The sequence below is a fragment of the Aquimarina hainanensis genome (genome assembly GCF_042684685.1).
GTDB lineage: Bacteria > Bacteroidota > Bacteroidia > Flavobacteriales > Flavobacteriaceae > Aquimarina > Aquimarina hainanensis.
The window spans coordinates 259,117-273,208 of the sequence record NZ_JBHULX010000022.1; the positions used below are offsets into that span (position 1 = coordinate 259,117).

The 14,092-nt window shown below is 31.2% G+C and carries 12 protein-coding genes; 5 read left to right on the top strand and 7 right to left on the bottom strand.

The window, feature by feature from the left end; translation table 11 throughout:
• Position 1 precedes the first annotated feature (1 nt).
• Entirely contained in the window at positions 2 to 1,468 is a 1,467-nt protein-coding gene (locus ACFSTE_RS13110) for a sensor histidine kinase (RefSeq protein ID WP_378253483.1), read from the bottom strand.
• Positions 1,469 to 1,845: 377 nt separating this feature from the next.
• Between ACFSTE_RS13110 and ACFSTE_RS13115 the strand changes: the two genes are divergently transcribed.
• Positions 1,846 to 2,697 (top strand): carboxypeptidase-like regulatory domain-containing protein, encoded by an 852-nt coding sequence (locus ACFSTE_RS13115; RefSeq protein ID WP_176027140.1) that lies wholly within the window; start codon positions 1,846 to 1,848, stop codon positions 2,695 to 2,697.
• A 163-nt stretch (positions 2,698 to 2,860) separates the two neighbouring features.
• The gene (locus tag ACFSTE_RS13120; RefSeq protein ID WP_378253489.1) at positions 2,861 to 3,340 is read left to right on the top strand and encodes a hypothetical protein; all 480 of its coding nucleotides are present in this window, start codon (positions 2,861 to 2,863) and stop codon (positions 3,338 to 3,340) included.
• Here ACFSTE_RS13120 and ACFSTE_RS13125 read toward each other — a convergent pair.
• On the bottom strand, positions 3,330 to 3,965 hold the full coding sequence (locus ACFSTE_RS13125; RefSeq protein ID WP_254884072.1) for a class I SAM-dependent methyltransferase: 636 nt from the start codon (positions 3,963 to 3,965) through the stop codon (positions 3,330 to 3,332). The two genes, ACFSTE_RS13120 and ACFSTE_RS13125, sit on opposite strands and share 11 nt — an antisense overlap.
• 343 nt (positions 3,966 to 4,308) lie before the next feature.
• Positions 4,309 to 4,530, bottom strand: a complete 222-nt coding sequence (locus ACFSTE_RS13130; protein WP_176027138.1) for a hypothetical protein — start codon at positions 4,528 to 4,530, stop codon at positions 4,309 to 4,311.
• 438 nt (positions 4,531 to 4,968) lie between these two features.
• Between ACFSTE_RS13130 and ACFSTE_RS13135 the strand changes: the two genes are divergently transcribed.
• The gene (locus tag ACFSTE_RS13135; protein ID WP_378253492.1) at positions 4,969 to 6,231 is read left to right on the top strand and encodes a S41 family peptidase; all 1,263 of its coding nucleotides are present in this window, start codon (positions 4,969 to 4,971) and stop codon (positions 6,229 to 6,231) included.
• A gap of 79 nt (positions 6,232 to 6,310) precedes the next feature.
• On the opposite strand, the gene ACFSTE_RS13140 is transcribed toward ACFSTE_RS13135, so the two are convergent.
• The 4 genes from ACFSTE_RS13140 to ACFSTE_RS13155 form a co-directional block, all read right to left on the bottom strand.
• Positions 6,311 to 7,690: a TlpA family protein disulfide reductase gene (locus tag ACFSTE_RS13140; protein WP_378253494.1), complete on the bottom strand. Its 1,380-nt coding sequence runs from the start codon at positions 7,688 to 7,690 to the stop codon at positions 6,311 to 6,313.
• A gap of 155 nt (positions 7,691 to 7,845) precedes the next feature.
• Positions 7,846 to 8,775, bottom strand: coding sequence for a protein-disulfide reductase DsbD domain-containing protein (locus ACFSTE_RS13145; RefSeq protein ID WP_378253496.1), 930 nt, complete (start codon positions 8,773 to 8,775; stop codon positions 7,846 to 7,848).
• 109 nt (positions 8,776 to 8,884) lie between these two features.
• A complete protein-coding gene (locus ACFSTE_RS13150) occupies positions 8,885 to 9,580 on the bottom strand; it encodes a LytR/AlgR family response regulator transcription factor (protein ID WP_378253498.1) in 696 nt (231 codons plus the stop codon).
• A complete protein-coding gene (locus tag ACFSTE_RS13155) occupies positions 9,577 to 10,308 on the bottom strand; it encodes a sensor histidine kinase (RefSeq protein WP_378298177.1) in 732 nt (243 codons plus the stop codon). Before ACFSTE_RS13155 ends, ACFSTE_RS13150 begins: the two co-directional genes overlap by 4 nt.
• 691 nt (positions 10,309 to 10,999) lie before the next feature.
• On the opposite strand from ACFSTE_RS13155, the gene ACFSTE_RS13160 reads away from it, so the two are divergent.
• The gene (locus ACFSTE_RS13160) at positions 11,000 to 12,358 is read left to right on the top strand and encodes a TlpA family protein disulfide reductase (RefSeq protein ID WP_378253501.1); all 1,359 of its coding nucleotides are present in this window, start codon (positions 11,000 to 11,002) and stop codon (positions 12,356 to 12,358) included.
• Between the two features lie 115 nt (positions 12,359 to 12,473).
• Positions 12,474 to 13,274: a head GIN domain-containing protein gene (locus tag ACFSTE_RS13165; RefSeq protein WP_254884070.1), complete on the top strand. Its 801-nt coding sequence runs from the start codon at positions 12,474 to 12,476 to the stop codon at positions 13,272 to 13,274.
• The last annotated feature ends 818 nt before the right edge of the window (positions 13,275 to 14,092 follow it).

Below are 14,092 nucleotides of genomic sequence, written 5' to 3' on the forward strand. Positions count from 1 at the left end.
ATTAAGATATTGGTAATACAATTTCAAAAGAGCTTCCCTTTCCTTTTTCGCTTTCTACATTAATTTTTCCTTTAAAAAAATGAATAATATTTTCAGCGTAATTAAGCCCAAGCCCAAATCCTTTTACATCGTGTAAGTTTTTGGTAGGAATACGGTAGAATTTTTCAAAAATATGCTTTTTTTCAAGGGCAGAAAAACCAATTCCTTTATCTGTAATTTTAATATGTAATGAGTGGATCGTATTATAAGTTTGAATGGTAATATCTGGCGTGTCTAAAGAGTATTTATTCGCATTGTCCAGAATATTAGAAATCGCCTGATATAGTAAAGCCTCATCCGCAAATAACGTCATTTTTGTAGCAGCGAGATCAACCGTGATTTTTCCTCCTCTCTCCTGAACAGGCAGAACCCATATATCTAATAACTGTTTGATAAGCTGATGCATGTCTACATGTTCTAGGTTAAGCCTCCAGTGACCTCTGTCTAATTGTGCGTGTTCCAGAATGGTATTGACCATTTCATTAATTCGAATACTTTCTTTGCGAATAATTTTTGTAAAATTTTGAATTGCTGCTGGTTTATTGATGATATGAGCATTCTCGATATTGTCCACTCCTAGTAGAATATTAGCGACAGGGGTTTTGAATTCATGTGTCATATTATTGATGAAGCTGGTTCTCATCTCAGATAATTTTTTTTGTTGCAAGGCAAATCGTAAGAGATAGAAGAAGCTTGCCGAAATCAAAAGTAACAGCGCAATAGATAATGCGATGACAGTTTGTATCTTTTGTAGGATAAACCGGTCCTCTTTTTGCAATAAGAGGTGAAAGCTCTTGTCTTTTTTTACTGAAGCCTGAAATGGTTTTTGATATGTGGTTTGACTTAGGGTAAGTGTATCGATTTGCTTATCGGATAAATAATCCCATTTCTTTTTATTTTTATTATAGACGCCAAACTGGAAAGGAAGAGAAACTCCAAATTTTTTTAAGGATACCGTTAGCATACTATCCAGATTAAAAACTTTGTAATCCCTACATTTTACACACTGTTGCGTGATAGTAAGTTCGACTTCTTCCAGTAGATTGGGAAATGCAAGGCTGTCTTTTTTGAAAAATTGATTGATTTGTCTGAATTGCTCCTTTCTTACAGCGAATAATTGATTGTCAAAAGTGACATCCTTTGTTTGTTCTTTTTCGATTCTATAGCTCCCGTAAAAATTATAGGTAGAATCAGGAGAGTAATATTCATATTCATATTCGATATGGTCATCAAGAAGAATTATCTGACGGTTTTTAATTGATAGATTTAGATCAAATTCTGATAAAGCTTTATGAACATTTTCTTTAAACTCGTTATGTTCTTTGGTATAGGAATGAGAAATCCAATACCCCTGTAATATTAAAATACTGATGATAGAAAGAAGAATTAAAGTACTTAACCAGTATGTCAGTTTTTTATTTTTAATCATAAAGGCAAAATTAATAAAGAAGGTTCTATGTGCTAACTGATTAAGGTTTTGTTAACAAAGATTAAGGTTTTGTAAATCAGTAATTTCTTTGCGTTTAGCTATTGACGAAATATCATTAAAAAAATAGAAGGAAAACGCACTTGTTCTTTCCCTATATATTAACTTTTCATTAAAATGGATTAAAATTCTATTAAGGAAATCCGCGATTTTCGTCTCTATTTTTGCTTCCGAAAGAATTTCAACATCAGCATTGTTATAATGAAGGCGTAGAAGGATTCATGTCTTATAGGTATCAGTGGTACCAGAAGCCATTTTAGTGAATGTCTGCTTCTTTTTGTAATAAACGGCAGATGGATTAAATGATAAAGAATAAAGAAATGAAAAAAGTGAATACCCCATTGATGATAGGCCTCTTGTTATGCTTTTGTAGTATAACGTTATATGGTTCTAATACAATTAAAGGAAGTGTTATAAACCAAAAAACAAAAGAAGGAATTCCTTATGTTAATGTAGGGATATTTGATAAGAATATAGGAACGGTAACTACCGAAAACGGAGAGTTTGAACTTATATTAAATTCTCAATATTTGGGAGAGTTTGTCACTTTTTCAAGTATTGGATTTAAAACAAAAGAGATTGCCGTTTCTGAATTGCTTAAGAAAGAAACGCCGGTAATAATTGTATTAGAAGAGAAAGAAACGATATTAGATGAGGTACTAATTTCTGTAAGAAAAAAAAGAAAATATAAAACGAGAACATTAGGAATCAAACGTGCCTCCAGTTATTACCTGGGCTATATAGGAGGAGAGAAAAAAGCTGGCGCAGAGATTGCTAGGAAGATGCATCCCCGGGGACGCGCTACCATAGTTTCTGCTTCAGTGTATGTAAAAAACATGGATATAGAGAAGAAACCATATACATTAAGACTTAATGTATATGATGTCGATAAAGAAGGAAACCCAGGTAATATACTTCTTAGTGAGCCAGTATATATAACATCTACACGATCAGATGGATGGTTACGTCATACTTTTAAGGAGAAAATCGTTGTCGAAGCGCCTTTTTATATCTCTTATGAATGGTTGACAACAGGGAAAGCAACACCATTTATAGCTCTAAAAGGGTCGTTATACACGGGGGACGCTATACGAACACGCTCCATTAGTTTAGGAAAATGGAAGAAAGAAAGAGGATTTAATTTTGCGATACAAAGTGTTGTATTGAAATAAGAAACGCTTGTATATTTTTTTAATATGCTATAGAAAAGTTGTACGACCTATTTGTTGTACAACTTTCTTTTATTTAGAAGTGTCTTTTAAGTACCTTGCAGGAACGGTTATATTGACGAGGGAAAACATTAAGAATGTATAAGGAAAATTAGAAATTAATTTCGTGAAAAGTAGTACTGTAAAGGAAATAAAATCAGCACTGTCAGAATACTCGAATAGTGAATTGATTGCCATTTGTCTTCGTTTGTCCAGATTCAAGAAGGAAAACAAGGAACTATTAACATATTTGTTGTTTGAGGCTGCTGATGAAGAGGAATTCATTACTCAAATTAAAGAAGAAATGGATGAAGCGTTTGAAATGATTAATACACAGAGTATGTATTATATAAAGAAAAGCATACAGCGGATTCTAAGAACGAATAAAAAATATATCCGATACTCATCTGTGGTTGAAACCGAAATAGAAATACTTTTACATTTTTGCCAAAAGTTACAAGCATTTCCAATAGATATACTGGGGCATAAGGTGATTAACGGAATGTATGTACGAGAGTTGAAAAATGCCCGAAAAAAAATAGCAACGCTTCACGAGGATTTGCAATATGATTATAATCAATTTATAGAAGCTACTTTTAGACAGTAGTTTTTCTAAAAACAAAAGAAATCAAACGAGGAAGAGTAGTTGTATCATCAGCATCAAACCATTCATCTATTTTTTCAATACTGAAACCATTTCGAATGGCACAATCAGTATATTCTGAGACATGATGAGTAAAACACTGCAAAATATTGAGCTGCCCTTTATCTGTAAACCGCGCTTTACTTCCTGAATATTGTTTAAACGGATGTAATTCACATAAGAAAAACAAACCATTTTTTTGTAACTTTTGTACTGCTTGCCGAAAAATAAAATCAATATCCTGAATGTGTTCTAATGTCAGACTACAGGAGATTAAATCAAATGTGTTATCGGCTACAGGCCATACTTTTGTTAGATCTGATTGTACAAAAAGAACGTTGTTATCCTTAATTTTTTCCTCGGCTTTTCTCAACATTTCAACAGAAAAATCAAGTGCAGTAAGTTGGGTAGCCTTATGTCGGAGCCAGGTAGTATTTTTTCCAGTTCCGCATCCCAGTTCCAGTATAAAAGGGTATTCTTTTGATTGTAAAGTGGTCAGAGCAGCTGTTTTTTCCAGGTCTCTTGTCTTATTAGGCATATCATCATAATGACTAGCCCATAAATTGTATGCATTTTCTGTATTCATCATCCTTGATTTTGTGTTTTAAGATAATGAATACGAATGTTTTTATTCGATAAAAAATGAATGAATTTATCAAGGGGACGGATGTATTCGTTTTTCCCTTATTTTTTTGTTTTCCCTACTACAAAAGTAAAATTTATATGGGAAGTACGCAATATTTTGAAGGTATTTACTAGTATAAAAATGTATAACGAAAAGATCGATACCTATAGTAGTTTTTGTTACAGGAAACACGTAAAACCCTTTCGTGGGATATACGAGAGGGTTTTCAGTATGTTTTGATATTATTTACAGCTTATAAAAAGCATCTGAAATAATATAAGCCAGTGTATTAAAGAAAAGATTTTATTTATATATCAGTTGCTCCTTTTAATCGCTTTTCGATTTTTCGTTTCTTTTCAGTAAGCAATTTCATGATATCCATTAATTTGGTATCTTTTGTTTCTTTATAAATCTCATTGATTGCTAAAATCAATTCTTTTGCTTCTCTAGAAGCTGCTACTCTATCACTTGTAGACATATGGCTCATCTTTCTACTTTCGAATTCTAAGGCTCTTTCTATTAATTCCATGTCTATTTTTTTATAAAATTACAAAATGTTTAATATTTTTATTCATAACTTATACAAAACACTTCTTATTTGGATTCATTATGAATAATATAGTCCATTTCCGGTATTCGGGAACGAATATAATAGGAAGAATATTTTTTTCAGTATAAAAACACCCTTTTTTTCTTTTTTAGCAGATCAAAAATCCTTGTATATTCCCAAATCATAGATAAAAATAATATGTTTGAGACATCTCCAAATTACGTTTTATCATCTGAAATTTTCAATACCGTTTCTAATATATTAGATATAATAATATAGTCAAAAAAAAGAAAAGTCCCAATTATACAGAAGATTTTTTTCTTCGTTAACAAAAGGTTAATAATCGGTTAATGAGTATTTTATATAGTGTTTTTGTGTTTTGGTCGTGTAGTTTTGTTGCTTCTAAACAAAACAACTATGAAAAATATATCAGTAGTAATTACATTTTTTTTAACCACAATACTGGCAGCACAATCATATAATGATCTTGTAATGAGTGCAGAAGAAGCATATAGGAATAAAGCATATGAAGAGAGTATACTATTTTATAAAAAAGCTTTTGATACTAGTGAACCCCAACTGTTGAATAAAAAAGATATGTATAACGCTGCTTGTAGTGCCGCATTGTCTGATAGAAAAGAGTTGGCAATATCTTATGTATACAAAGCAGTCGATATGGGGTGGGATAATTATCATCATTTGATTAAAGACTCAGACTTGAAATCTCTATATGAAGAAGAACCTTGGCGAGAATTGCTATCAAAAATTAATGATAAACACCAGCGTTTTTTGAATTCAAGATTAAATAAGGAGCAGGTTAGTACGTTGGTTACTGATATTATAGCAAAATTAGAGCAAACGTACTTTGATAAAGAAAAAAGTAAAAAAGTAAAGAAAGTTCTTTTACAACAAATTAAAGATAAAGAACTGGTAGGAATGACACCTCCCGAAATAGCAAAGAAGATTAAAGAAACCCTGAGGAATACCACCAATGATATTCATTTTTATATGGGAGTTAAAGAGATCCCAGCCGCTTATAAGACAGGAAAAATAAAAGGTCAGAAAAAAACACACAATAAAAACGGTGGTTTTAGTCAGGTAAGCATACTAGATGAAAATATCGGATATATTAAGTGGGATACTTCTGGGGTTGACCTGACCGTAGCTTTTAAAAAAGTTATAGCGATGTTGGAGTTTCTTGATGGATGTGATTCTTTAATTTTTGATATTACTTCTAATGGAGGAGGGTATGGGGAACTTAGTGGATTTATCAATCAGCATTTATTCGCTACAAAAGAATATCAGCATCTCTTAAAAAAACGCTGCATAGGAGAGAAGGAATGGCATCAAAGTGAAGTGCCTTATAATTATACGGATGGTCCTAACTTTTTTGATGTACCAGTCTATGTTATGGTTTCTGAGAATACGGGCTCTTCGGCTGAATATTTTGCATTTATATTACAGCAAATGAAACGAGCAACTATTGTTGGGAAAACAACAGCAGGAGCAGGAAATCCAGTTACAGGTGTCTCTTTAAAGCATTACAACCTATATATTCCGATTTGTGAAATTAAAACGAAAGAAGGAAAATCAATAGAAGCAAAAGGGGTTGTGCCAGATATTGAATTAAAAAGTGATAACTGGCTTAAGGAAGTAACAACAATTATAAAGAACAAATAATAATAGTCAAGCCTCATTCACATGTTCGATTTATATCGATGGAGTAATGAGGCTTGTTGTAACTAGCTAATTAATAACGTCATTTTTTTTTGGATAATAGATCATCTAATAGTTTTTCCATTTCAGGAGTAGAGGGATAGGGAGCTTTGGATAAAACAATATTTCCTTCAGGGTCTAGTAAGATAAAACTAGGAAGTGAAGTTACTTGGAAGTATTTAATGAAATCAGAATCAAAAGACTCATCAGCAAAAAGCTGTATTCCTTTTAGCTTTTTTTTATGTACATATTTTTTCCATCGTTCGAAATGCTTCTTTTTATCTACTGAAATACTTACGAATTTGATTTGCTGATTGTGATATTTCTTTTCCAACCTTTCTAAATGAGGAACTTCTATTTTGCAAGGACCGCACGAGGTAGCCCACACATCAATTAAGACATAGTTACCTCTGAGGTCTTCTAATGTGGTATTACTCCCATCTATATTATAATACTTAAAACTGGGAGAAGGAGTACCGATGTCTAATTTTTTGATAGAACGGTATTTCTTTTCCAGATCAGCCAGCGTTTGTCTATCCAGATTCAAAGAACGCAACCCTGAATATAAAGTATCAATTGCATAATCCTTTTTGCCCATGGATCGTAGCGTCATATCCAGAATTTCCTTTTGTATAATATTAGAATTAATACCATTATAAAGCTGACTCACCTCTTTACTTGTAGAACAGTTATGTATAAGACGATTATAATAATCTCTGATTAATTTGTTATATGATGAAAGCTCTAAGAAGTCTTGTTCATTGGTTATGTCTACTTCTTCAAGTTCATTATAGAATGTTTTAGAAGGTTTGAAGTTTCTATCTTTGATATAATATGCATGAAGGTATATGTATTTAAAAAATCTAAGATAATATTGATAGGTGATATTTTTTTTTTCTTTGATTATAAATGATTCAGGAAGCCCGTCATAAGGGGTTACCAAATCTAAACTTCTTTTTTTGAGTGTTAGGTTTTTCTTTTTGTAATCTATCTCATTGAGGAGGCTAAATTGAGCCTCTCCTCCGGTAATGGTATTTTTGAGTTCACTTTTTTTTTGTAGATATTCATTAATAACACTTTCTTTTCCTTTGAAACGGATGGATTTTTCAAAATTATCTGCATCATAAAAAAGTTCCAAGGAGTTTCCCTGAGATAAGTATAACTCAATATAATTTTTAAGGTCCCGAACATAAAAATAACCACTAGAAGTAGTTAGTGTATCGACGAAACTTCCGTCTTTTTCAATATCGATAAATTGAGAAAAATTATTTCCTACCAGATAAAGTTTGTTTTTTGTGACATTTTTCACATTTCCTTTTATAATAATTTTGTCATTTGTAATTACCTTATCAACTGCCTGTTTTGTTTTAGTATTGCAGTTGATTAAGGTCAAAAATAAGATACTGTATATAATATATTTCATTAGTGTATGTTTTTGATTAACTCTTTTTTTATTGTTGAAATTGCTCAGTAATCGAGCTGTAAATACCTGGAAGTTTATCTAGAATTAAGAACAACTTCCTATATAATGTTTCGTGTATATGTAAAGAAGTGTTTTACTTTAAATAAGGAGTAATCCTATTCGAAATTTTGTATTCCTTCCTGTAACAACTGATAATATATTTTTGGATCAGGAGTGTATCCTATTGGTGGATTTAGTTTTTTTTCTTGATGATCCATCAATACATAAAAAGGTTGAGAATTAGTCTTATATCGTATTGCCTGTAGTTCACTCCATTTTTGACCTCTATACCGAAGTGTTTTTCCCGGATATAGTTTAGAGGGGACGCGTTCTCCGTTTTTAAAAGGACGTTTATCATCTACATACAGAGAAATAAGTGCGACTTCGTTTTTTAATAGGGATAAGATATTAGAAGTTGTCCAGATATTTTGTTCCATTTTTCTACAATTTACACATGCCCAACCTGTAAAATCTAGGAGAATAGGTTTGTTTGTTTTTTTTGCATATGCTATCCCTTGCTGGTATTCTTTATCTTTTGATGAAATTGAGATAAGTATTTCATCAGAGCGAGCGCTTTGTTCTGTGTTTTTTAGATTTACAGGATGTGATAGGTAAAATGTTAAGTCTTCATATTGAGGTGGTAGACATTCCTTATTGTTGCATGCCATATATTCAATTTCGGCAGTAATAACTTTAGGAGGAGTCTCAGTATAAACACGCTGAGAGAAAACCGCCCTGTTTTCAAAATAAGTAATTACCATATCAAAAACAGGATCATAAGCCATATGTCCTTTGCTCTCAGTAATACTGCCAATACATTGATAGTTGTTGTTTTTGTTAAAAGAAAAAACAGTAGGGAGAGGACCATTTTTTGGTACCTGAAGAGAATAAGTATGCCATCCTTTTTGAATAGTAGCAATTGCAGTTAATAGATAACTGTTTTTACTATCTTTTTTGATGGATGTATCCCGGCGTACGGGGTGGTGTATTTGAGCAAAAAGAAAAGTCGAACAACCTAGGAAAAAGATAAAAATTATCAGCCTCATAATTGCTTTATTATTGATATTTAAGGAGGCAAAAATGAAAATAGCAAAATGAGCGCAGAAAAATATTCGGTAGCTGTATGAAATCTGTAGGTATTCTGTTGTTTAGAGGTTATAAATAATCAGATAACTGATCTAAGAAAGATTTTTTATGACTTCTGCTTATTGGAATTGTGTGAGCTCCGATTAATACCTGATTCCCTTTAACAGTATCAATTTTACTTTTATTAATAAGGTAGGATTGGTGTACTTTCACAAAGATATTGTTAGGAAGTTTGTGTGTCCATCTTTTCAGGGTGTCATTTAATAGCCATTTTTTGTGAGAAGTGTGGATTGTTATATAGTCATCATCAGACTTTATAAATAAAATATCATCTCGGTCTATTCTGGAAAAAGTTTTATCGGCATAGATGAAAAAAAATGTTCTTTCTGTTTTTCCTTCTTTCTGTTTATTCTTTAACTGAAATTGGTTTTCAGCCTTGCTAACGGCCTTAAAAAATCGCTCGAAGTTAAACGGTTTTAGCAGATAGTCGGTCATTTCTAATTCGAATGCTTCTAAGGCATAATTAGCAAAAGCCGTAGTGATAATTACTTCTGGTTTTACAGGTAATGTTTGCAAAAAAGATAAACCAGAGATATGTGGTAGTTTAATGTCTAAAAAGAGAAGGTCACAACTGGCAATCATACCCATGTCTACATCTAGAGCAGAAGTATACATAGCTATTAATTTTAGTTTGGGATAACGCTCGATATAATTTTTTAATAATTTTTGAGCAGGTCTTTCATCTTCTATAATAATGCATTTCATAATAAGTGTATTTGTAGTCGGACAGAAAAAAAAGAAGCCTCTTTAGTGATGTGTAAGTGATGCTTTTCTGGATATAAAATGTCTAATCGTTTTTTGGTGTTTTCTAGACCAATTCCATTTTCAGAAGATTCCGTTTCTCGAATAGAAGAAAGGATGTCGTCATTTTTACTAGCATATGGATTTTTGCAATAAAAATGTAAGACATTACTATGTTCCCGAATCTCGATAGTAATTGGGTGTTGTTCTCCTGTCAGATTTCCTGTATGCTTAAAAGCATTTTCTATAAAGGTAATTAATAAAAGAGGAGCAATATACAATCGATTATTTGTTATTTCGCTAGTATATTGGACAATAACATGTTCTTCATGTCGAAAACTTTGTAGGGTAATATAGCTCTCGATAATTTCTAGTTCTCGAGATAAAGCAACCTCTTTAACCTGTCCTTCATACACAACATATTTTAGAATGTCAGAAAACTGAAAAATCAGGTTAGAAAACTTAGAATCTAGATTTTCTACAATAGCATGAGAATAAATAGCATTAAGAGTATTAAAAATAAAATGAGGGTGAATCTGTGCCTTGAGTGATTTTAATTCTGATTGGTACTGTGCTGTTTTAGCAGCCTCTATCTCTTTCTCTTGAGCTGTAAACCGTTCAAACAAAAAGAAGAGAGTAAAGAAAACAATCAAATAAAAAGTTTCGACACCTCTTCGTGTGATACAAAACATATTGAAGCATGTATTACAGGTAAAAAAGGAATCAATAAAAAGACAATTTAGATATGCAGAAAAAATGAGAATAGCAATACCCAGTAGATATAACCATTTTTTTTTATAAAGTTTGTGCCTGAAAATATAGGGAAGACCTATAAGAAATACACTATAAATAACAATGAGCTTGAATACGATGTCAAGCAGTAATTTTTTGATAGGAAAATGATACTCTTCCATTCCCCAAAATTGTAATAATGGAAAGAAGAAATAGGATACCCAGAAAAAAACGTGAAAACATACAATTAGAATAAAAGTCTTAGAAAACTTACTTTGAAGAGAAACAAAAAGAGAATTCATAAGTAATAACTGTATTGTTTATAGCAGTTGTTTGTCTTGTAGAAGGATCTATAGGCTGCCGATCTTTCTCAAAATTGCAAAATTAGTACCTTCTGACAAAGCGAAATAGGAAGAAAAAATAAAGAAATGTCAATTACCTGCATAATAAGTGTAACAACCGAAAAAAAATGATATCTATAAAGAAAATGAAGATATTGTGAGGTTGCTTTCTATCTAAAATTTAAAGTGTAAATATGCCTTTTGCAAAGTCATGGAAGAAGTTATGTCAATAAAAATTAATTGACGCCTATAGAATTGATATTAGGAATATACAAGCGAATCCTAAATTATTTATAGAAAAACTAATAAAATGAAAAAACAAATTGTACTGGTGACGTTAATGGCTACTTTATTTAGTTGCAAAAAAGAAGAAAAAAAAGCAGTAGATTATGTTCTTATATCAGGGAATATTCAACACCATAAAGAAGATAACCTAATACTGTATAAAGACGGAGGAATTCAAAAAATTGAAATAGAAAAAGATGGAACTTTTTTAGATACCTTAAAACTTGAACAAGGGTATTATGTGCTATATAATGGTAAGAAAGGAGCAAATCTGTTTTTAACACCTGGGGATAACATTAATATAACGGTAGATGTCGATAATTTTGACGAATCAATCTCATTTACAGGAGAAGGTGCGGGTGAAAATAATTATTTAAAAAATAAAAAACGAACCATATTCGCAATTACAGGGAAACATAAGACTTTGTTTGAGAACGATGTAAAATCATTTGACGAGAAGATAAAAAAAGCGAAAGACATTTCAGAAAAATTGTTAGCATCTACGACTGAGGATATTTCAGAGACTTTTAAAGTCATAGAGAAAAAGAACATTCTATATCATTATTATCAACAGATGAATGATTATCCGTATTATTATGATAGTTACAAGAATATAGAAGGGACTCCTATGCCAGCTAGTTTTAGAAAAGCTTTGCAGGAATTAAATAAAGATAATGAAGAAGATTATAAGACGATTGGAGTTTATAAGAACTTGATTCATGTGTATTATGAAGATCGGTTAAAAAATAAAGAAACAATAACAACTGCATTTGATGAGATAAAAAACTTCAATTCAGCTCTAATACAAAAAAATATAATTCAATATTTAAGTGAAGAGGCAATTATCCCTGGAAATGAAAATGTAAAGCTTATTTATGATAGAATCATGGAAGTTTCTCAGAACGACAGTCTGAAAAAAGAACTGAAAGCAATCTATAGTAAAATTGAAAAAATTGAAAAAGGAAAACCTTCACCTTCTTTTACATACGAAAATATAAATGGAGGTACTACTTCACTAGAAGAATTGCGGGGAAAATACGTATACATTGATATATGGGCTACCTGGTGTGGACCTTGTAAGAAAGAACTTCCGTATTTAAAAGAACTGGAAAAAACATTCCGAAATAAAGAAATAACATTTGTAAGTATTTCAGTAGATGAACAAAAGGATAAAGTAAAATGGAAAAAAATGACTGAAAAGCAAAAACTAAAAGGTGTTCAGTTGATTGCAGATAAAGATTGGGATTCGGATTTTGTAAAAAAATACCTGGTTGAAGCTATTCCTAGATTTATATTATTGGATAAAGAAGGAAAGATTATCACGGCCAATGCAAAAAGACCTTCAAGCCCTGAGCTAAAAAGCACGTTGAACGGTTTATTGTAAAGAACATCAACAGGTGTTAGTGGTCTTTGATAAAGAGTATTACTATATGTAACCACCTAATTATCTATTTGAATTATAGTATATTTAAATATCAATCAATAAAAAAATAAACGTTATGTCTAAAATTAAAAATAGAGTAAAACACATTAAGAGAAAGAGACCAGAAACTACTGTTTTAGTTTTTCTTTTATTTGTGATAGGAGGAGTATATACCTCTATAGCTCAGATAAAAAGTTATGAAGTAAAATCTTTTGATAAAGTAATTATAAGTCCTCATATAGAAGTGATCTTCAGAAAAGGAGAGGAAGAAGCTGTTATTGTAGAAGAAATTACGGAAGATATAGGAAAATTAAATGTAGAGGTCAACGGGAAAACACTTCGTATATATTTAGATGGGGCTAAAATGGTAACCAAAAATGAGAAAATAAAAAAAGATGGTTGGAAACAAAGTAAACCTCTGTATAATGGGACTGTTGTAAAAGCAGTAGTAACGTATAAAAATATCAAATCATTCTCATTGAGAGGAGAAGAACGGTTTGTGATGGAAAGCCCACTTGTATCTGATAGATTGCAATTGAGTATTTATGGAGCATCCCAGTTGATCATGAAAGAAGTAGCATTAAAAGATATGAAAGTTACCATGTACGGGGAAAGCTTTTTAGAAGTGAAGAACGGGGCAGTAGCGCATCAGAAAATTACAGCGTATGGAGAAAGCAAAGTGAGTATGTTATCCGTTAAAAACAAAGAAACAAAAATCACGGCTTATGGAGAGGGAAGTTTTCGGGTGAATGTTTCTGATAGGATAAAAGTAACAGCCTATGGAGAGGCAACAGTAGCCTATATCGGAAATCCACAGATAGATAGAGGGATTGTAATAGGAGAGGCTACAATCGAACAAATTCGAGAACAACTATAGAGTCTCATATAAGGCGTAGAAATAGAAAAGCTTTATCCGAATTTAATTCGGATAAAGCTTTTTTTTGTAGGTACATAGAATGACTTAGCTAGGGTAATAGAAACAAAAGGGGGTGGTGTATTGGTTCAGTTAAGTCTCCTTTTTATCTTTCGATTAGTTGAATAAAAAGAATTCATTCCCTGAAAGTATCAAAAAAACGAGACATCGTGTAAGCTTTTTATTCTATGTAGATAAACATAGAGAGAAACGTTTTCCTAAAAGGAATTAAAAATATGGTTTATAGAGAAAAAGGCAATCTCTAAAAGAACCGTTTAATTATACTTAATAGTGCTGAGGAGAGTAACAAAAAAGGTATAATTGATAGAGTTTAAAATACATAATTATACATACTTAACACAAGAGATAAAGTATATATAGGGAATATTTTACTCGTATTTTATAACTAACAACATCATGTTTTCAGAATTTTTTAAAGGGAAAAAAGGAAAAGCATTATATAGAAATTGGTAGTATGAAGTGTATAGTTGTTGCCAAAGAAATGAAAATGTTGTCTTATTAAAAACAACAACAATATTATTATAATTACTTCACGTAATAAAAAGGTAAGATTCCTAAAAAAAATGAAATGATGTTAAACAAAGAAAAATCTTACATATTTATTTTGATGAGCTTTGCTGGAAGATGATTTATAATGCAAAAAAATAAAACATTATAGATTAAAAATATAAATGTTAAAATTTAGTTAAATAAATCATGTTTATTTAACATTTATCATAAAAAAGAAACGTTTTTCGAAAAAGAAAATATAATGGTTATTT